The organism is Streptomyces sp. NPDC017095, from assembly GCF_044332325.1.
GTDB lineage: Bacteria > Actinomycetota > Actinomycetes > Streptomycetales > Streptomycetaceae > Streptomyces.
Map to the genome: position 1 here is coordinate 46,672 of NZ_JBIROU010000002.1, position 19,696 is coordinate 66,367.

Genomic DNA, 19,696 nt, shown 5'->3' on the forward strand with positions numbered 1-19,696 from the left:
GCCCCGGCCGTCCCCAAGAGAGAGTGTGAGAGTGCTCGTACTCGTCGCTCCCGGCCAGGGCGCCCAGACGCCCGGCTTCCTGACTCCCTGGCTCGACCTCCCCGGTGCCGCGGACCGCGTCGCCGCGTGGTCCGACGCCATCGGACTGGACCTCGTCCACTACGGCACCAAGGCCGACGCCGACGCCATCCGGGACACCGCGGTGGCCCAGCCGCTGCTGGTCGCCGCCGGACTGCTGTCGGCCGCGGCACTCGGTGACATCTCCGAGATCGCGCCGGGCGCGGTCGCGGGCCACAGTGTGGGCGAGATCACCGCCGCCGCCTTCGCCGGCGTCCTGGACGACGGGGACGCCCTCGGCCTGGTCCGCAAGCGCGGCCTGGCGATGGCGGACGCCGCGGCGGTCACCGAGACCGGTATGGCGGCGCTGCTCGGCGGCGACCCCGACGTCACCGTGGAGCACCTTCAGAAGCTGGGCCTGACCCCGGCGAACATCAACGGCGCGGGCCAGGTCGTCGCCGCGGGCACGCTGGAGCAGCTGGCCGCGCTGGACGCCGACAAGCCCGAGGGCGTCCGCAAGGTCGTCGCGCTGAAGGTGGCCGGCGCCTTCCACACCTCCCACATGGCGCCCGCGGTGGAGACCCTGGCCAAGGCGGCGGCGGACCTGTCGCCGGCCGACCCGAAGGTGCCGTACGTCTCCAACAAGGACGGCGCGGTCGTCGCGTCCGGCGCCGAGGTGCTGCAGCGGCTGGTCGGCCAGGTCGCCAGCCCGGTCCGCTGGGACCTGTGCATGGAGACGTTCAAGGAGCTGGGCGCCACCGCGCTCATCGAGGTGTGCCCGGGCGGCACCCTGACCGGCCTGGCCAAGCGGGCCCTGCGCGGCGTCGCCACGCTGGCGCTGAAGACCCCCGACGACCTCGACGCGGCCCGCGCTCTGCTCGCAGAGCACGCCGGCGCCTAAGGAGCCGCACATGGCGAAGATCAAGCCCAGCAAGGGCGCCCCGTACGCACGCATCCTCGGTGTCGGCGGCTACCGGCCGACCCGGGTGGTGCCCAACGAGGTGATCCTGGAGAAGATCGACTCCTCCGACGAGTGGATCCGCTCCCGTTCCGGCATCGAGACCCGGCACTGGGCGGGTCCGGACGAGACCGTGGCCGCGATGGCGATCGAGGCCTCCGGCAAGGCGATCGCGGACGCCGGAATCGGCGCCGAGCGGATCGGCGCGGTGGTCGTCTCCACCGTCTCGCACTTCAGCCAGACCCCGGCCGTCGCCACCGAGATCGCCGACAAGCTGGGCACCGACAAGGCCGCCGCCTTCGACATCTCGGCCGGCTGCGCGGGCTTCGGCTACGGCCTCACCCTGGCCAAGGGCATGGTGGTGGAAGGTTCCGCCGAGTACGTGCTCGTCATCGGCGTGGAGCGGCTGAGCGACCTCACCGACCTGGAGGACCGGGCCACGGCCTTCCTGTTCGGCGACGGCGCCGGCGCGGTCGTCGTCGGCCCCTCGGCCGAGCCGGCGATCGGTCCGACCGTGTGGGGCTCCGAGGGCGACAAGTCGGAGACGATCAAGCAGACCGTCTCCTGGGACCGTTTCTTCCCCCAGTCCCGGCTCCAGTCGGGGGCCGCCGGCGACCCGGTGGAGCTGCCCGTCGACAGCGCGGGCACGGTCAAGTTCCCTGCGATCACGCAGGAGGGCCAGGCGGTGTTCCGCTGGGCCGTGTTCGAGATGGCGAAGGTCGCCCAGCAGGCGCTGGACGCGGCCGGAATCACCGCGGACGACCTGGACGTCTTCATCCCGCACCAGGCCAATGTGCGGATCATCGACTCGATGGTGAAGACACTGAAACTGCCGGAGCACGTCACGGTCGCCCGTGACATCCGCACCACCGGCAACACCTCGGCCGCCTCGATCCCGCTCGCGATGGAGCGGCTCCTGGCGACCGGGGAGGCGAAGAGCGGCGACACCGCGCTCGTCATCGGATTCGGGGCGGGTCTCGTCTACGCCGCCACGGTCGTTACCCTCCCCTAGGCACTCCGTGCCGGATCATGCGGTCCGGGACGGATACAAATGCCACAAACCGTCTGGTATATCGAAGAAGGAGCGCCTGACATGGCCGCCACTCAGGAAGAGATCGTCGCCGGTCTCGCCGAGATCGTGAACGAGATCGCCGGGATCCCCACCGAGGACGTCCAGCTGGACAAGTCCTTCACCGACGACCTGGACGTCGACTCGCTGTCCATGGTCGAGGTCGTCGTCGCCGCCGAGGAGCGCTTCGACGTGAAGATCCCGGACGACGACGTCAAGAACCTCAAGACCGTCGGCGACGCGACCTCGTACATCCTCAAGCACCAGGGCTGAGCCGAGCGCTAGGCCCGAGGCTGCAAGGCCCCGCCACCCGGCGGTGGCGCCGTAGATCCCCGTGAACACGGGGTAGTCCTCCTGTATCCGTTGGAGAAAGAATTCCCGTGAGCCCGACCAATCGCACCGTGGTCGTCACCGGTATCGGCGCAACCACACCGCTGGGTGGCGACGCAGCCTCGACCTGGGAGGCCCTCGTCGCCGGACAGTCCGGTGTCAGCCTGCTGGAGCAGGAGTGGGCGGCTCAGCTGCCGGTCCGGATCGCCGCGCAGATCGCCGTGGAGCCGGGCGAGATCATCCCCCGGCCGCAGGCCCGCAAGCTGGACCGGTCCGCGCAGTTCGCGCTGATCGCCGCTCAGGAGGCCTGGAAGGACGCCGGTTTCACCGCCAAGGCCGGTGTGGATGCGTCCGTGAACCCCGACCGGCTCGGTGCGGTCATCGCCTCCGGCATCGGCGGTGTGACGACCCTGCTGGACCAGTACGACGTACTCAAGGAGAAGGGCGTACGCCGCGTCTCCCCGCACACCGTGCCGATGCTGATGCCCAACTCCCCGGCGGCCAACGTCGGGATCGAGCTGGGTGCCCGCGCCGGTGTGCACACCCCGGTCTCGGCCTGCGCCTCGGGCGCGGAGGCCATCGGGTACGCGATCGAGATGATCCGCACCGGGCGTGCGGACGTGGTCGTGGCCGGTGGCACCGAGGCCGCCATCCACCCGCTGCCGATCGCCGCGTTCGGCAACATGATGGCGATGTCCAAGAACAACGACGACCCGCAGGGCGCCTCGCGGCCCTACGACGCGGGCCGGGACGGCTTCGTGCTCGGCGAGGGCGCCGGTGTGATCGTCCTGGAGTCCGAGGAGCACGCGAAGGCCCGCGGCGCCCGGATCTACGTGGAGGCGGTCGGGCAGGGCATCTCCGCCGACGCCCACCACATCACGCAGCCGGAGCCGTCCGGCAACGGCATCGCGCACGCGCTGCAGAACCTGCTGGACAACACGGATCTGAAGCCGGCCGAGATCCTGCACGTCAACGCGCACGCCACGTCCACGCCGCAGGGCGACGTGGCCGAGGTCAAGGCGCTGCGGAAGGTCTTCGGCGACGACGTCGACCACATGGCGATCTCCGCGACGAAGTCGATGACCGGGCACCTGCTCGGCGGCGCCGGCGGGGTGGAGACCGTCGCGTCGATCCTGGCGCTGGTGAACCGCACGGCTCCGCCGACCATCAACATCGACGAGCTGGACCCCGAGGTCAACGCGGACGTCGTGCGCGGCGCGGCGCGGGCGCTGCCCGAGGGCCGGATCGCCGCGCTGAACGACTCGTTCGGCTTCGGCGGGCACAACGTGGTGCTGGCCTTCCGGACCTTCTGAGCAACGTGTGAAGGGCCCTCACCCGCGGGTGAGGGCCCTTCGGCGTACCGGGAGCGCGCCGGCTCACACCACCTGGTGCAGCCAGCGCACCGGGGCGCCCTCGCCGGCGTACCGGAACGGCTCCAGTTCGTCGTCCCAGGGCTTGCCCAGCAGCTTGGCGATCTCCGCCGCCAGGTCGGTCTCACCGTGCCGGGCGCGGACCAGGGCCGCGCGGAGGCGGTCCTCCGGGATCAGGATGTCGCCGTGCAGGCCGGTGACGGCGTGGAAGATGCCGAGGTCGGGCGTGCAGCTGTAGCGCTCGCCCTCGGCGGTCGGGCACGGCTCGGCGGTGACCTCGAAGCGCAGCAGCTTCCAGCCGCGCAGGGCGGAGGCGAGCTGGGAGGCGATGCCGGCCGCGCCCTGCCAGGAGAACTCCGAGCGCCAGGTGCCGGGGGCCGCGGGCTGCCGGATCCAGTCGAGGCCGACGCGCGTGCCGAGCACCCCGGCGACGGCCCACTCGACGTGCGGGCACAGCGCGCGCGGCGCGGAGTGCACGTACAGAACTCCACGTGTCGTCACCGGAACCTCCGGGCAGAGCGGGACATCTTGCGGACTGACTGGCGGCAGTGGCACGACGGCCGCGCTGATGGCGAGGCTACCTTGCGGCGGGGCAAGGAGTGTGACGTACCGTCGGTCCCGGTGCCAGGAAACCGCCGCCATTCACCCGGGGGGACGCTTGTGCGGGGGTCTGCCGTTCCCGGACGCCCGGGCGGGAACCCTCGCGCGTTGTCTCGGGTGAGGGAGTGCGTCGTCCCGCGGGAGTGCCGGCCGTCGAGCGAGGGGAACAGCAGGGATGCGGAAGCGAAGCAGCCGTGTGCGGGCCGCTCTCGGGGCCGTGACGGCCGGGGTGCTGGCCGTGGCCGGGTGCCAGGCCGGGGCCGGCGGCGCGCCGCGGCCGGCGGGCACGGCGGCGGGCGCGGCCCGGGCCCCGCTGTGGGACGTCAGCCCCGACTCGATCGCCGCGGTGGGCGACTCCATCACGCGCGGTTTCGACGCCTGCACGGTGCTGTCGGACTGCCCGGAGGCGTCCTGGGCGACGGGCGGCGACGCGGCGGTCGACAGCCTGGCGGTGCGGCTGCTCGGCGCGCCGGGCGCGGCGGAGCGCAGCTGGAACTACGCGGTGACCGGCGCCCGCGTGGCCGACCTGCCCGCGCAGTTGGAGCGGGCGGCGGCCCGGCGCCCGGAGCTGGTGACGGTGATGGTCGGCGGGAACGACGCCTGCCGGTCCTCGGCGGCGGCGATGACGCCGGTGGCCGACTTCCGCGCGGACTTCGGCAAGGCGATGCGCACGCTGCGCGCGAAGCTGCCGAAGACGCAGGTGTACGTGGCGAGCGTGCCGAACCTGAAGCGGCTGTGGGCCGAGGGCCGGACGAACGCGCTGGGCCGGCAGGTGTGGAAGCTGGGCATCTGCCCGTCGATGCTGGCCGACGCGGACGATCTGACCGCCGCGGCGACGCTGCGCCGGGACACGGTGCAGCGGCGGGTGGTGGAGTACAACAAGGTGCTGGCACAGGTCTGCGCCGAGGACCGCCGCTGCCGCTTCGACGGCAACGAGGTGTACGACTACCGCTTCGGCACCGGTCAGCTCAGCCAGTGGGACTGGTTCCACCCCAGCAAGGACGGTCAGGCGCGGCTGGCGGAGATCGCGTACCGGAGGATCACGGCGCGCACCCCGTGACCTAGGGTTTCCCGCATGAACGAACTTTTCGGCACACTTTCCGACGGAACCCCGGTGCACCGCTGGACGCTGGAGCGCGCCGGAGTGCGGGTGCGGGTGCTGTCGTACGGCGGGATCGTGCAGTCGGCCGAGGTCCCGGACCGGGCCGGGCGGACGGCGGACGTGGTGCTGGGGTTCCCGGACCTGGACGGCTATCTGAAGCACCCGGAGCCGTACTTGGGCGCCGTGATCGGCCGGTACGCGAACCGGATCGCGGGCGGCCGGTTCACGCTGGACGGCCGCACGTACGCGCTGGCGCGCAACGAAGGCCGGAACTCGCTGCACGGCGGCGAGCGCGGTTTCGACCGGCGGGTGTGGGACGTGACGCCGGTGGAGCACGGGCTGCGGCTGAGCCGGGTCAGCCCGCACGGCGAGGAAGGGTTCCCGGGGCGGCTGGCGGTGACGGTGACGTACACACTGACGGCGTCCGGGGCACTGGAGATCGCCTACGAGGCGGTCACCGACGCGCCGACGATCGTGAACCTGACCAACCACACGTACTGGAACCTGGGCGGCGCCGGTTCCGGTACGGCGGGCGGGCACGAGCTGCGGCTGGCGGCGTCCCGGTACACACCGGTGGACGCGGACCTGATCCCGGCCGGCCCGCCGGCGGACGTGACCGGCTCCCGCCTCGACTTCCGCACGGCCCGCCGGACCGGTTCCGGGTACGACCACAACTTCGTGCTGGACAAGGGGCGGACCGAGGCGGCCGAGGAGGTGGCCGAGCTGCACGACCCGGTCTCCGGCCGCACCCTGACGGTGGCCACGACCGAGCCGGGCCTCCAGCTGTACACCGGCGACCACCTCCCCGCCCCGTTCGCCCCGTGCGCCGGCCTGGCCCTGGAGACCCAGCACTTCCCGGACTCCCCCAACCGCCCGGACTTCCCCAGCCCGGCACTCCGCCCCGGCGAGACCTACCGCTCCCGCACGGTGTACGGGTTCGGAGTGCGGGACGGAGACCATCCAGCGGGCTGACGCCCGCTGGATGGTCCGAGAGAACCTCAGTAGCGGGCCATGACCTGTCGGACGGGGTGCCCGAGCGCTTCACCGACGGTGTTCAGTTCGCTGTCGGTCAGCCATGACCGGCCTGGGTTCCACACCGAGATGTCGAACCGGGCGAACCCACACGGGTCGCGGTAGACCAAATCGTTCAAGGACAGGCCGGTGCCACAGCAAGGAAGGACGACGGCCAGCGTTCCGGCCCCGGCGACGTCACTCACCCGGTCACGCAGCCACGTCCGGTCGAGGACCGAGTCACACCGCGGACAGGCGACCTGCTCGAGATTGCCGCCGCAGTCGACGAACGTCATCTCGTCATGCCACGTCGCCTTGGTTCCGTCGTCCTCGGGTGTCAGCGCGGCCAGGGCCCGGACGGCCCGGCCAGCGGCGTCCTGACCCGGCTGCCACTGCGGATCCACCGGAACGACCGTCAGAATGATGTCGCTCAAGTCCGCTCCCTACTGCATCGGCGTATGTACGACCTTGATACCGGTAACGCCGTTGTCAGCGAACAGATTCCTGATCGCCAGAGCGGCGTCCTCCTCGGCCACATGCCATGTGATGGGCGTGTTCGCACCGACGGCCCTGACGGCCGCAAGCTGACGTTTCGCCTGATCGACCATGCTTTGAGCGCCCCTGTAGCTCGGGATGAACCTGCCGTCCTTGACGGCCCATGCGTAGTTCTCACCCTTGGCATCCAGCAGTACACCGTTCTTGAATCCGTCGAACTTGACGAATCCCCTCGCATTCGGTGTCCCGTGGATGACGTAGCCGAAGCCTACCGGAATGCCGGTGATTTGTTCCTCGTATGCGACGGCGGCGGGCTTGTCCTTCGCTTCGTCCTTCACCCACTGCCAGACGCCAGGACCTCCCTTTTCTACCCAGCACTGCTTGGCTGCCAGCCTGCTGGTCGAAACGCCAGCCGACTGGCAGGCTTCTTGCAACTGCTGAAGCACCCTGCTGCCGATGCCGGCAACGGCCTCTTCCGCCAGGCCGAGGGTGCGCAGGGCCCTCCAGGCGTCCGCGAATGCGACACCCGTTTTCGCGGCCGCGTCCGCTGCCTTGATGGCTTCTGCGAGGGGCCTGAGGATCTTGCCCGCGAACAGACTCGTGACATCCAGAGCCGCCCAGGCGCATCCGCTCCAGCTTCCTTGTGCCCCGCCAGGGGCGAGCTTCTGAGCGCATTCGATCCAGCTCCCGAAAAGGATGTCGATCGGGTCGATGTCCTTTTGGTATTCCGCGATCGTGATGGTGTGCGTAACCTCGCTGGAAAGTTCCTTGGTCGGGTACTCGCCCAGGTACTCCGTCACGCTGGCCGGGCACATGTACTTCTGCGGGTCCAGATCCTCGGCAGTGCACAGGTACAGGTCGAGGACGGCCGTGAACCGGATCTGCACGGTGATCGTGCAGTCGCCTTGGTAGTAGAGCTTGCTCAGCCAGTCGTCGCAGCTGGACGACCGTTTCACAACCTCCGGCTCGCCGACCCTGTCGATGCGGTCGACGACGTAGAACATGTTGCCGATGAAAGCGCCGTTCTCGTCGGGAACAGTTCCGGTTTCGATCTGCTTGGTCTTCTTGGCCTTCTCGGCTCTGTCGGCGGCTTCCTGGGCTTCCTTGGCGTACTTGTCGGCGTCTTTGGCTGCCTGTTCGGCCTCGGTCGCGGCGGCGTCGGCCGCGTCGGCTGCGGTTCGGGCGTCCTTGGCGTCCTGTTCGGCCTGGGTGGCGGCGGAGCGGGCGGCTTCGGCGTCGAGTTCGGCGGCGTCGGCGGAGTCGCGGGCGTCCTTGGCGTAGCCCTCGGCCTTGCCGGCGGCCTTGTCGGCGGCTTCGGCGTCCTCGGTGGCCTGTTTGTCGTACTCGACGGTGCGGGCCAGTGACGAGGCGGCGGCTGAGGCGGCCTTGGCGGCGTCGGCGGCGTAGCCGAGGGCCTCCTTGGAGTAGGTACGGGCGTCGAATGCGTACTGGGCGGCGTTTGCCGCGTGCTGGTAGGCCTCCTTGGCGTCGCCCTTGGCCTGGTCGGCGAGGTTCTTGGCGGCCGCTGCCTCGGTAGCGGCGTTCTTGGCGTGCGCGTCGGCGACGGCCTGTTGCTGCTCGGCGATCGTCTTCGACGCCTGTCCGGTCAGGACGACCAGTCCGGCGGCGGAGTCGGTGTCGACGTAACGGGAGCCGAGCTGGATCGCGTCGTTGGCGGGAGCGGCGACCTGCATGGCCGCCCTATGGGCGTCCGCGGCCGCCTGGGCGGTGACATGGGCGAAGCCGGCAGCCTTCGCCGCGGCCGCCACTGCCTTGCCGGCCTCCTGGTTGGCGGTGTTCGCCTGTGTCTTGGCGTCCTTGGCGTGCGCGTCGGCCTCGTTGGCCAGTTTGACGGCCGTCTTGGCCTCGGCGGAGGCATGCTGGGCGGCCTTGATGGCGTCCGCGACGGCGCTGGTGGCGGTCTTCACGGCCGCGTCGGCCTTGAGTTTGGAGGCCTGGGCTGCGTCCGCTTCGGAGCGGGCCCGCTTGGCCGCCGCCTCTGCCCGGGTGGCCGCGGCATCGGCATCGGCCGCCGCCTGGGTGGCGGCATCCGCTTCGGACCGGGATCGCTGCGCCGCGGCCTCGGCGTCGTCGGCGGCCTTGTCCGCCGCGTTCGCGGCGGTGCGGGCCGCTTCGGCGGCGTCACCGGAGTCGAGCGAGTCGGCGTATGCCTCCTTTGCGTAGGCCTTGGCACGGGCGGCCTCGGCCTTCTGCTCGGCGTCCCAGGCGTCATCGCGCAGGTCCTGGGCGCGGTCGCGTGCCTTGACAGCGGCGTCCCGCTTGCTTGCGGCGGTCTTCTCCGCCGCCTCGGCCTTGTCCTTCGCGTCCTTCGCCTTCGTCGCCTCGGACTCGGCGTTCTTCTTGTGGTCGGCGGCCTCGGCCCGCTTGGCCGCGGCCTTCTCCTTCTCCGCCTTGGCCGTTTTCTCCTCGGCCTCGGCCGCGAGCCGCTTGGCGTGCGCGTCGGCGGCGGCCGCCTTGGCGTCACCCTCGGCCCTGAGCGCGTCGGTCAGCTTGGTCTGCGCTGTTTCCTTGTCCTTCTTGGCGTTGTCCCGGTGCACCTTGGCGGCATCCGCGGCAGCCTTGGCCTGCCACTCGGCCGCCTTCGCCGCCTCCTTGCGGAACTCCGCTTTCACCTGTGCGGCTTGTGCCAGCGCACGCTGGGCGATGGTCGCACTGTCCTCGGCGGAAGCCCGGGTCGCGGCCTCGGCCGTCTCACCGGCCTTGTCCAGAGCCTGTAACGCGGCTACCGCACCCTTGGTGACCTGAGCCTTCTGCTGTCCCACAAGGAGCCCGCGGCCTCGCGGAGCCCCGCCTGCGTCAGCGATGCCGTACGCGGCCTCGATCGCCTTGTCCGACGCCGCCGCGGCCTGCTGCGCGGCCAGAAGCTGGCTCCTGATCACGACACGCTGCTGCCTGGCACCCGTCCGGGCGGCGATGACTCCCGCCTTCGCCTTGTCGAACTGCGCCTTGTCCGGGTACCCCAGTGCCTCGGTGCCGTTGTGGCCCAGCGGCGTGATGTCGAACTGCTGCGCATCAGTGCCGTTGCAGGTGTAGAGCTGGGCGTCGTTGCCGTTGTCGAAGGTGTGCAGGTCCAGGCACTTTCCGGTGCCGACGCTCTTCAGACTGGTGGCCCCGCGCACGGAGGACTCCCAGGTCTGCGCCGGAGAGTCCTTGCACGTCCAGATACGGATCTTCGTGCCGTTCGCCGGGGTGTTCCCGTCGACGTCCAGGCACTTGAAGGCATTGACGTTCTGCAGACGGAGGCTGCCTTCGCTGCCGTAGAGCACCCACTTCTGCGCTGCCGATCCATTGCACGTATAGACCTGGACCGGCGTCCCGTTGTCCTTCTTACCGCCCTGGACATCGAGACACTTGTCCTTCGCGGCGTGCACCTCGATCACGGTCGGGCTGTCACCGACCCAGCCGAGCCCGCCCGGCAGCCAGTAGTCCTGCCAGCGCGTGAGGTGGTCCGCGGTCCAGGAGTGGCCCAGCATGTCACCGAGGGCCTTCGCCCCCTTCGCGAGGGCGTCGACGGCGGTCTTGTTGGAGTCGAGGATCTGGTTGCGCTGGGTGGTCTGCGAGGCGATCTCCTGCTGCCACTCGCCGGCAGCGGCGGACGTGATGTCGCCCAGCACGTTGTCCGGGTCCAGCGGGTCACGCCAGCCGCATGCGGTGAAGCGGGACTTCATGTCCTCCACGGCAATACGGAACTCCGGCGTTCCCGGCTGCGGAGCGGTGCGCGGGAAACCACCCGAGGAGAGGAAGATGCGGGCATCGTCCGCACCCGCGTTGTTGCCGGAGCCGAGCATCCATTCGAAGGCCTGGTGCTCGTCGTACGCGCGGCTCCAGTCCGCCTGGCTCGGATCGGGCGCGTTCGCGTACCGCGGGTTGCCGATCTCCGCGACAGCCTTGCGGGTCTTGTCGTCGGCCTTCGGAGTGGCGTCCTCGTAGAAGTCGTAGTCGTTCTTCCAGAACCGGGAGGAGATCCACGAGGACAGGCCCGTCTGGTTGTAGAAGCCCTTCTCGCCGTCAGGCGGCCAGTGGAAGTCCGTGTCGGTGAACCCGCCGGGAGTCTGCAGCCCGCCGAGGGGCTTTCCCCAGCCCTCCTGCAGAGTGGCGAGGTCACGCAGTTCCTTGTCGGCGGCGTCCCGGTCCTTCTGGAACGCGACAGCGAGCGGGGTCTTCTCCCAGTGTTGCCGATCGGCCAGAACATGCAGCTGGTCGGCGGGCTGGTTCAGTCCGTCCTGCGCGGTCGCGGCCATCGACGGGCCACCCAGCCGCAGCACCTCGCTCATCAGGCACTGGTCCTGCCGTAACTGCTCCGCGGCGGTGTCCTCGAACCAAGGAGAGGAACCACCTGCCGGCTCGGCGGACAACCGGACCGAACCCGGCTGCACCGCCACACCGGCCACCACGGCCAGCGCGGCGACAGAGGTGACGGCGGAGGTCAGGACGCGTGATATCCGTCTACCGCCCGGCTGTAAGTCTGGTCTGGAACGCACAGAAAAACATCCCTTTCATCCAACAGGAGGTGGACCGCAAGACCACCGAGAAACGGCACAGGCGGTGCTGCACTGAGAGGCGTCTCAGGCGCGTACGGGCCTTTAGGAACCCGCGCATGCGGGCAGCCGGTATGTCGGCTTGGCGAAGCGGTCCTTCCCCCGAGACGGTGTGCCCGGCCGCTGATCGGTGCGCGGCTGCGGGCTGGTCAGGCCGGCTGAGCGCGGCGACACCTTAGGCACACCCAGCAGCAGTCGTACAGGCGTTCGCTTCGCGGGCGGATCAGGTATGGCCTGTTGCTTTCGCCGATCAACCCGTCGGAAGAAGCACGCGATCCCCGTGAACACGCAGAGAAGCCGGGGTGATCCTGTTCGGTTGCGGTGTACGGCACCGACGGGGATGTGGTGTGGGAGCCGTGAAGAGGCGGCTGGTTTTGGGAGGCGGGTGAAGGGTGATTGCCCCGGTCCAGGGGTCAGGTCCCGGACCGGGGCCGTTTGCGGGGGCCCGGTCAGACGTTAATCTCCGCGGTCAGTCCGCGGTCGCCGATCGAGCGGGCGGCCGTGATGTCGTACGAACCCTTCACACATGTCCACGTCTTCGCCGTCTCGTCCCAGATCTCGAACGCTCGGCGGGGCAGTGCGACGGTGACCTCGGCGCTCTCGCCGGGGCCGGCCTCGACGGTCGCGAAGGCGGCCAGGCGGCGGGCCGGGCGGGCGGGGCCGGGGCCGGGGCCGGCCGGGGAGACGTAGAGCTGGACGGTCTCGCGGCCGGGGCGCTCGCCGGTGTTGCGGACGCGGACGCGGGCGGTGGTGCCGTCGGTGGTCAGGGACTCGTAGGCCCAGTCGGTGTAGCCAAGGCCGTGGCCGAACGGGTAGGCCGGGGTGCGTCCGGCCCGCTCCCAGGCGGAGTAACCGATGAACAGGTCCTCGCTGTACGGCAGTTCGCCGTCGACCGGGACGACCTGGGTGACCGGGGCGTCGGCCAGGGCGCCCCAGGTGGTGGGCAGCCGGCCGCCGGGCTCGTGGGCGCCGGTGAGGACGTCGGCGAGGGCGGCGCCGCCCTCCTGGCCCGGGAACCAGGTGAGCAGGACCGCCGCAACCTCGTCGCGCCAGGGCAGCTCCACCGGGGAACCGGCGTTGACGACCACGACGGTGCGCGGGTTGACGGCGGCGACCGCGTGCACCAGGTCGTCCTGACGGCCGGGCAGCCGCAGGTCACGGCGGTCGAAGCCCTCGGACTCCACGCGGTCGGTGGTGGCGACCACGACGACGGCGGTGTCGGCGTGCCGCGCGGCCTCGACGGCCTCGGCGATCAGCTCGTCCGGGTCGCGCCGCGGCCCGCGGTGGGCGAGCGCGAAGGTGACGACCTTCATGGCCAGGTCCTCGGGGAGCCGGACGACGTGGGTGAGGGAGATCTCGACCGGTTTCCCCGCGATGAGTCCGGGCTCGGCGCGGGCCACGGGGGCGCCGAAGAAGGCCGCGAAGGGGTCACCCTCGGCGGGGAGCTGGACGTCGTCGTAGTACGTCGTGCCGTCGACGGTGAGGGTGAAGGCGCCGACGCCCTTGATGCCGAAGGTGTGCGGGCCGGACTCGCGCGGGGTGAAGGTGCCGGTCAGCTCCACGCTGTGCAGGGTGTCGTGGGTGACGCCGTCGGGCAGGTCGGAGCCCATCCACTGGACGAGGCCGCCGGGCGCGGAGCGGGTGCCGATGATGTCACCGGCGGCGTCGCGGCAGACGGCCCGCAGGGTGAGGCCCCGGCCGTCGACGCCCAGTTCGGTGGCCGGGTCGGCGCCGACGGCGTAGGTGAGGGCGCCCTCGGGCAGGGCGGCGGTGAGGCCGTCGAGCGGGGAGACGGTCCGGGCCGGGAAGACGGTGGCGGAGCCGCCGCCGAGGACGCGGGCGTCACGGGCGGCGGCGCCGATCAGGGCCACGGTGCCGTGCGGCTTCAGCGGCAGGACCCGGTTCTCGTTGCGGACCAGGACGAAGGAGCGGCGGGCGATCTCGCGGGCCAGCTCCGGGCCGTCGACCGGCGCGGGCGGCTCGGTGACGGCCGGTTCGGCGCCGGCCAGGGCGCCGACGCGGGCGGCCAGGCGCAGCACCCGGCGGACGGCCGCGTCGACGGTGGCCTCGGGGACCGCGCCCTCCCGCACGGCCCGGGCGAGCGCGGGGCCGTAGACGGTGCGCGGGCCGGGCATGGCGAGGTCCAGGCCGCCGTGGGCGGCCCCCACGGTGTCCCGGGCGGCCGTCCAGTCGGAGACGTTGCAGCCGTCGAAGCCCCATTCGCCGCGCAGCACTTCGTTCACCAGGTGGTGGTGCTCGGTCATCGTGGTGCCGTTGACGGAGTTGTAGGCGGTCATGACGCCCCACGGGCGGGCCTGCGCCACGATGGTCTCGAACGGGGCCAGGTACAGCTCGCGCAGGGCCCGTTCGGAGATCACGTTGTTCACGGTGAGGCGGTCGGTCTCGGCGTCGTTGGCGACGAAGTGCTTGACCGTGGTGCCGACCCCGCCGGACTGGACACCGGTCACATAGCCGGTGCCGATGGCTCCGGTCAGGTACGGGTCCTCGCTGTAGCACTCGAAGTGGCGGCCGCCGAGCGGGGAGCGGTGCAGGTTGACCGTGGGCGCGAGCAGGACGTGGACGCCCTTGCGGCGGGCCTCCTGGGCCAGCAGCACACCGGCGCGGCGGGCGAGGCCCGGGTCCCAGGTGGCGGCGAGCGCGGTCGGCGAGGGCAGGGCCACGGACGGGTCGTCGGCGGTCCAGTGCACGCCCCGCACACCGATCGGGCCGTCGGACATGACGAGCGACGCGAGCCCGATCTCGGGCAGCGCGGGCAGGGTCCACATGTCCTGGCCGGCCAGCAGCCGGGTCTTGGTGTCGAGGCCGAGCCGTTGCAGGGCGGCCTCCACGACCGCCTCGCGGGCCTGGTCGGCCGGGGTGAGCCGGTCTGCCGCCATCGGGGTCCTCCTCGTCGAGTCCGTGCCGGAGTAGCCATCGTGCCCGAGTTACCTGTAACACGGTAGGTTCCGTTACCTCTACGTTATAAATGCCGAGCGGGCATGTCGTACGGTGACGTCATGAACGCGAGGGCCAGGAGCGCGGAGCGGCGCGCGGAGATCGTCGGGGCCGCCCTGGAGGTGATCGCCGAGCGTGGTTACCGGGGGGCGAGCCTGGCAGCGGTCGCCGAGCGCGTCGGTCTCACCCAGCAGGGCCTGCTGCACCACTTCCCCACCAAGGACGCCCTGCTGGTGGCCGTGCTCCAGGAGCGGGACCGGTGGGACGCGGTGCCGGACACGCGGTGGCGGATGGATCTGCTGGCCTCGCTGGTCGAGTACAACGCGATGCGTCCGGCGATCATCCAGACCTTCTGCGCGCTGCTCGGCGAGAGCGTGACGGAGGGGCATCCGGCGCGGGGGTACTTCACGGAGCGGTACGCGCGGGTCCGGGAGACCATGGCCGGGGCGCTGCGGGCCGGGTACGGGGACCGGCTGCCGAACGGGCTCACCCCCGAGCGGGCCGCCCCGCTGCTGGTGGCGGTGATGGACGGGCTGCAGTACCAGTGGCTCCTGGACCCCGGGTCGGTGGACATGCCGGGGGCGTTCCGGGACTTCCTGCGGCTGCTGGGCGAACCCGTGGACTGAGGACGCCCGGGAACGGCCCGGCCGTCAGGGCCGGTACGAAGGCCGGGGCGGCGGGTGTACGGGGCGGCGGTGGCGGACGGTCACCGGGAAGCCGGCGCCGGGAACGCCGGCCACCGGACGGTGCGGGCGGTCACGGCGAGCGCTTCCGTCACGGCGAGCGTCTCGGTCACCGCGCGGCGTTCGCCGCTTCGGCCGTGTCCGTGCCGTCGCCGGCGTTCTCCTCGCCCAGCAGGTCACGGGCGAGGAGCGTGGCGCCCGCGACCGCGCCCGGCATCAGGAACACCGCGACGAACGGGACCAGGAAGGCCAGGCCCAGGGGTGTGCCGAAGCCCCAGACCAGGGTCTTGCGGGAGCGGAGCAGGGCGAGACGGGCGCGCAGGTCGACGCCCCGGCGCTGGAGGGCCACGGCGGCCAGTTCCTCGGCGAGGAAGAAGCCGGTGACGAAGAAGCCGGCCACGGGGACGACGGTCTGCCCGGCGAACGGCAGGAACCCGAGGGCGAAGAGCAGGACGCCCCACAGGCCGGCCCGGACCAGGATGCGCAGGCTGTCCCGGGCCGAGATCCACAGCTCGCGCCAGAGCGGCAGGCCGGACTCGGGAGCGGTGCCGTCGGGCGAGACGTCGGCGTCGACCCGCTCCGAGAGGGCCTCGTAGAACGGCTGGCCTATCAGCAGGGTGACGGCCGTGAACGTCAGGACGGCCAGCAGCAGGCCGAGGGCGAACAGGACGGCGGTCAGGAAGCCCCGGAACAGACCCTGCCAGGGGCTGGACCAGTCGTCCGCGAACGGGGTCGCCCAGCCGACCGCGTCCTCGCCCCACAGGGCGAGGGCGACCAGCGCGGCGGCGTACAGCACCAGCGTGATCAGGCCGGGCAGCAGCCCGAAGCCGTACCGGCGGCCGCGGCGGGCCACCCATCGCTGGCCCTTCAGCAGATAACCGAACCCCACCCCGAGATCGCGCATGCGAGGACTTTACCGGCCCGGCGGCACCACGCCGGAGCCCGGCCCGGCCACCGCCGAGCCCCCGGTCCCCGTGGGCGGTCAGGCTTCCAGCATGCGGCGCAGCAGGTCCCGCAGGGAGCGCCGCTCCTCCTCGGAGAGGCCGGCGAGGGGTTCGCGGGCGAAGTGCAGGCCCTCGCGCAGGTCCCGGGCCACCCGGCGGCCCTCCTCCGTGGCGGCGGCCACCTTCACCCGGCGGTCGGCCGGGTCGGGGCGGCGCTCCACCAGGCCGCGGGACTCCAGCCGGTCCACGATCCCGGTCACGTTCGACGGCTCGCACTTCAGCTTCTGCGCCAGCTTGCGCATGGGCAGCGGCTCCAAGGAGAGCAGGCTGAGCAGCCGGGCCTGCGGGCCGGTCAGCGTGTGCTCGGCCGCCGCCTCTTCGTAGTCCGCGTAGAACCGGGCCACGACCTCACCGATCAGCTCGACGACCTCCATGGTGAGGGCGTCGGGGCGGCGGAGCTTCGATGGAGTGGACATGCCCACCAGAATACCCGCTTACTTGACATCCTGAAATATTCAGACGCATCGTTGTTTCAGGTAGTGAAGCACCATCGAAAGGCACCGTCATGATCAACCGCGAGTGGCACCTCCTCAGCCGTCCCGTCGGCTGGCCGAAGCCCGAGGACTTCGCACTCGTCGAGACGCCCGTCCCGGCCGTGGGCGAGGGCCAGGTGCTGGTGCGGAACAAGTACCTCTCGGTCGATCCGTATATGCGCGGCCGGATGAGTGCCGCGAAGTCGTACGTCGCCCCGTTCGAGCTGGGCGAGGTCATGCAGGGCGGCGCGGTCGGCGAGGTGGTCGAGTCCCGCGCCGAGGGCATCGCGGCCGGCGACCACGTGCTGCACTTCTTCGGCTGGCGCGAGTACGCGGTCGTGGACGCGCGCCACGCCGTCAAGGTGGGCCCCGCGGCCGTGCCCGCCGTCAAGGTGGAGGCGGGCGCCTTGGACGTGCCGCTGTCGACGTACCTCGGCGTCCTCGGCATGACCGGCCTGACCGCCTACGTCGGCCTGCTGCGCACCGCCTCCTTCAAGGAGGGCGACAGCGTGTTCGTCTCCGGCGCGGCCGGGGCCGTGGGCAGCCAGGTGGGCCAGATCGCCAAGCTGAAGGGCGCCTCCCGGGTCATCGGCTCGGCCGGCTCCGACGAGAAGGTCAAGCTGCTGGTGGACGAGTACGGCTTCGACGCCGCGTTCAACTACAAGAACGGCCCGGTCGACGAGCAGGTGCGGCAGGCCGCGCCGGACGGCGTGGACGTGTACTTCGACAACGTCGGCGGCGACCACCTGGAGGCGGCCCTCGGCTCGCTGAACGAGGGCGGCCGGATCGCGGTCTGCGGCATGATCTCCGTCTACAACAACACCCGGCCCGCTCCCGGCCCGCGGAACCTCGCCCGGCTGATCCAGACCCGCGGCCGGATCGAGGGCTTCCTGGTCAGCGACCACTACGACCTCCAACCCCAATTCGTCGAGGAGGTCGGCCCGTGGGTCGCCTCGGGCGCGCTGAAGTACCGCGAGACCGTGGTCCGGGGCATCGAGAACACCCTGGAGGCGTTCCTTGGGGTCCTGCGCGGCGACAACATCGGGAAGATGGTCGTCGAGCTGTAGGGCGTCCGCCGACGGGCTCCGGGCTACCCGGAGTTTTCGGTATGCGGTAACTTCTTTCCGAAATCCATCGCGATCGTGGGCGCGAGTCGCGGTGGACCGAGGAGGAGGACCACCGCATGCCCATCACGCAGTCCGACGTGCTGTACACCGCCGTCGCCACCGCCGAGAACGGCCGCGACGGGCGGGTCGCCACCGACGACGGCAGGCTGGACGTCGTCGTGAACCCGCCGAAGGAGATGGGCGGCAGCGGCGCCGGCACCAATCCGGAGCAGCTGTTCGCCGCCGGGTACAGCGCCTGCTTCCAGGGCGCGCTCGGCGTGGTCGCCCGGCAGGAGGGCGCCGACATCACCGGCTCGACCGTCACCGCCAAGGTCGGCATCGGCAAGAACGACGACGGTTTCGGGATCATCGTGGAGATCTCCGCGCACCTCCCGAACGCCGACGCGGCCACCGCCCGGGAGCTGCTGGAGAAGGCGCACCAGGTGTGCCCGTACTCCAAGGCGACGCGCGGCGACGTCACCGTGACGCTGGTCTGACCCGCGTCACCGGCACAGCGGCAGCCGCATCCCCGGACACGGGGGTGCGGCTGCGGCGTCGTGTCCGCCTGAGGGCGGCCCGTACCGCACCGTGTCCGCCGGAGGCGGCCCGCACCATCCCGCCGGTGCACGGCTCAGCCGGCCGTGGCCGCCCGGTGCACCGCCGCCGCCAGCCGGCCGTTCTCGGGGGCCGCGCCGCCCGGGAAGGCGAAGCGGCGCCTGGTGTAGCCGTAGGCGAGGCCGGCGCGCGGGTCCGCGAAGGACTGCACGCCGTTCGCGCCGCTGTGGCCGAGCGCGCCGGCCCCCAGGAACGGGTGCCAGGTGTCGGCGGTGGCCTGGAAGCCGAGGCCGTACGACTTGTGGGCGCGGGCCACCAGGTCGTACCCCACGGAGTGGATCTGGGCGAACTCCGCCAGGGTGTCCCCTTTCAGCAGCGGCGTTCTGCCGTCCCTCTCGCTGATCATCGCCGCGTACATGCCCGCCAGGCCGCGGGCCGAGGCGACGCCGCCCGCCGACGCCGGGCCCTTCTCCCGGATCAGCCGCTCGTTCGGCAGGCCCGCCAGGTCCGTGGGCTCCTCCCCGTGCCGGTTGTAGGCGATCGCCGCGAGGGTGTGCGGGCCGGCCGGCACCGCGTCCAGCTCCGCCTGCTGCGCGGGGGTCGGCAGCATCGGCCGGACCGTGCGGAAGCGGGGTTCGTGCGCGGCCGGCAGGCCCAGGTGGAAGTCGAGGCCGTACGGGGCGCGGACGCGTTCCTCGTAGACCTCCTGGAGTGTGCGGCCCGTCGCGCGGCGGACGACCTCGCCGGTCAGCGCGCCGATCACCAGCGCGTGGTAGCCGAAGGCCGCGCCCGGCCGCCAGAACGGCCGCTGGTCGGCCAGGCGTTCGGCGATCATCCGGTCGTCGGCCAGCTCGGCGAGCGTGAACCCGGTGTCGGCGCCGATCAGTCCGGCCCGGTGCGCGAGCAGGTCGCGCAGGGTCAGCGCGCCCTTGCCCTCGGCGGCGAACTCGGGCCAGTAGTAGGTGACTTTGCGGTCCAGTTCCAGTGTGCCGTCCTGGACGAGCAGCGCCGCGACCAGGTGGGGCGCTCCCTTCGTGGCCGAGTACACGCCGTACAGCGAGTCACCCGTCACCTCGGCGCCCGCCCACAGGTCCACGACCCGGCGGCCGTGGACGTAGGCGCACAACTGGCCCTCGTAGTCGTCCCGTTCCTCGGCGACGACGGCGGCGAACTCCTCGCGCACCGCCTCGAAGCCCTCGGCGACCGTGCCCTGGACGGTGATTCCCTGCGTCATCCACTCTCCTCGGCTGACCCGCTGCTCGCTGCCCCCTCGGCACGACGTCCCCGCCGTCCCGGGGGCGTTCCGCGGACCGGTACGGCGAGAGGTGCCTGTTCGACTCAACCGTCAAGAGGGCCGCCGGGTGTCACG

General features: G+C 71.5%; 16 protein-coding genes. 9 read left to right on the forward strand and 7 right to left on the reverse strand.

All coding sequences use genetic code 11. The features are described 5' to 3' along the window. Positions 1 to 31 precede the first annotated feature (31 nt). The 4 genes from ACH4OA_RS03265 (at position 32) to fabF (ending at position 3,727) form a co-directional block, all read left to right on the forward strand. Positions 32 to 958: an ACP S-malonyltransferase gene (locus tag ACH4OA_RS03265; protein WP_365874262.1), complete on the forward strand. Its 927-nt coding sequence runs from the start codon at positions 32 to 34 to the stop codon at positions 956 to 958. A 10-nt stretch (positions 959 to 968) separates the two neighbouring features. Further along, positions 969 to 2,027, forward strand: coding sequence for a ketoacyl-ACP synthase III (locus ACH4OA_RS03270; RefSeq protein WP_397942356.1), 1,059 nt, complete (start codon positions 969 to 971; stop codon positions 2,025 to 2,027). An 81-nt stretch (positions 2,028 to 2,108) separates the two neighbouring features. Further along, positions 2,109 to 2,357: an acyl carrier protein gene (locus ACH4OA_RS03275; RefSeq protein WP_365874265.1), complete on the forward strand. Its 249-nt coding sequence runs from the start codon at positions 2,109 to 2,111 to the stop codon at positions 2,355 to 2,357. Between the two features lie 107 nt (positions 2,358 to 2,464). Further along, the gene (gene fabF / locus ACH4OA_RS03280; protein WP_397942353.1) at positions 2,465 to 3,727 is read left to right on the forward strand and encodes a beta-ketoacyl-ACP synthase II; all 1,263 of its coding nucleotides are present in this window, start codon (positions 2,465 to 2,467) and stop codon (positions 3,725 to 3,727) included. 63 nt (positions 3,728 to 3,790) lie between these two features. Here the strand turns inward: fabF and ACH4OA_RS03285 are convergent, their stop codons facing one another. Continuing rightward, positions 3,791 to 4,285, reverse strand: a complete 495-nt coding sequence (locus ACH4OA_RS03285) for a DUF3145 domain-containing protein (protein WP_397942351.1) — start codon at positions 4,283 to 4,285, stop codon at positions 3,791 to 3,793. A gap of 274 nt (positions 4,286 to 4,559) precedes the next feature. Here ACH4OA_RS03285 and ACH4OA_RS03290 point away from each other — a divergent pair, with 274 nt between their 5' ends. Continuing rightward, positions 4,560 to 5,444, forward strand: a complete 885-nt coding sequence (locus ACH4OA_RS03290; protein WP_397948843.1) for an SGNH/GDSL hydrolase family protein — start codon at positions 4,560 to 4,562, stop codon at positions 5,442 to 5,444. A gap of 15 nt (positions 5,445 to 5,459) precedes the next feature. Then, positions 5,460 to 6,458, forward strand: coding sequence for an aldose epimerase family protein (locus ACH4OA_RS03295; protein WP_397948844.1), 999 nt, complete (start codon positions 5,460 to 5,462; stop codon positions 6,456 to 6,458). 26 nt (positions 6,459 to 6,484) lie between these two features. Here ACH4OA_RS03295 and ACH4OA_RS03300 read toward each other — a convergent pair whose 3' ends face one another. From ACH4OA_RS03300 to ACH4OA_RS03310, 3 genes are all read right to left on the reverse strand, one after another. Next, positions 6,485 to 6,931: a hypothetical protein gene (locus tag ACH4OA_RS03300; protein WP_397942346.1), complete on the reverse strand. Its 447-nt coding sequence runs from the start codon at positions 6,929 to 6,931 to the stop codon at positions 6,485 to 6,487. Positions 6,932 to 6,940: 9 nt separating this feature from the next. Then, complete coding sequence (locus ACH4OA_RS03305) at positions 6,941 to 11,287, reverse strand: RICIN domain-containing protein (RefSeq protein WP_397967413.1); 4,347 nt, start codon at positions 11,285 to 11,287, stop codon at positions 6,941 to 6,943. Between the two features lie 713 nt (positions 11,288 to 12,000). Then, a complete protein-coding gene (locus ACH4OA_RS03310; protein ID WP_397967414.1) occupies positions 12,001 to 14,448 on the reverse strand; it encodes a glycoside hydrolase family 3 protein in 2,448 nt (815 codons plus the stop codon). 102 nt (positions 14,449 to 14,550) lie between these two features. Between ACH4OA_RS03310 and ACH4OA_RS03315 the strand changes: the two genes are divergently transcribed. Beyond that, positions 14,551 to 15,132, forward strand: coding sequence for a TetR/AcrR family transcriptional regulator (locus ACH4OA_RS03315; RefSeq protein ID WP_365874277.1), 582 nt, complete (start codon positions 14,551 to 14,553; stop codon positions 15,130 to 15,132). Positions 15,133 to 15,298: 166 nt separating this feature from the next. Here the strand turns inward: ACH4OA_RS03315 and ACH4OA_RS03320 are convergent, their stop codons facing one another. Together ACH4OA_RS03320 and ACH4OA_RS03325 are read right to left on the reverse strand one after the other, a co-directional pair. Continuing rightward, on the reverse strand, positions 15,299 to 16,093 hold the full coding sequence (locus ACH4OA_RS03320; protein WP_397967416.1) for an EI24 domain-containing protein: 795 nt from the start codon (positions 16,091 to 16,093) through the stop codon (positions 15,299 to 15,301). Positions 16,094 to 16,171: 78 nt separating this feature from the next. After that, positions 16,172 to 16,609 (reverse strand): MarR family transcriptional regulator, encoded by a 438-nt coding sequence (locus ACH4OA_RS03325; protein WP_365874281.1) that lies wholly within the window; start codon positions 16,607 to 16,609, stop codon positions 16,172 to 16,174. 89 nt (positions 16,610 to 16,698) lie between these two features. Here ACH4OA_RS03325 and ACH4OA_RS03330 point away from each other — a divergent pair, with 89 nt between their 5' ends. After that, positions 16,699 to 17,733 (forward strand): NADP-dependent oxidoreductase, encoded by a 1,035-nt coding sequence (locus ACH4OA_RS03330; RefSeq protein ID WP_397942338.1) that lies wholly within the window; start codon positions 16,699 to 16,701, stop codon positions 17,731 to 17,733. Positions 17,734 to 17,849: 116 nt separating this feature from the next. Further along, positions 17,850 to 18,269, forward strand: a complete 420-nt coding sequence (locus tag ACH4OA_RS03335; RefSeq protein ID WP_365874285.1) for an organic hydroperoxide resistance protein — start codon at positions 17,850 to 17,852, stop codon at positions 18,267 to 18,269. Positions 18,270 to 18,403: 134 nt separating this feature from the next. Here ACH4OA_RS03335 and ACH4OA_RS03340 read toward each other — a convergent pair whose 3' ends face one another. Then, entirely contained in the window at positions 18,404 to 19,561 is a 1,158-nt protein-coding gene (locus ACH4OA_RS03340) for a serine hydrolase domain-containing protein (RefSeq protein WP_397967418.1), read from the reverse strand. Positions 19,562 to 19,696 lie beyond the last annotated feature (135 nt).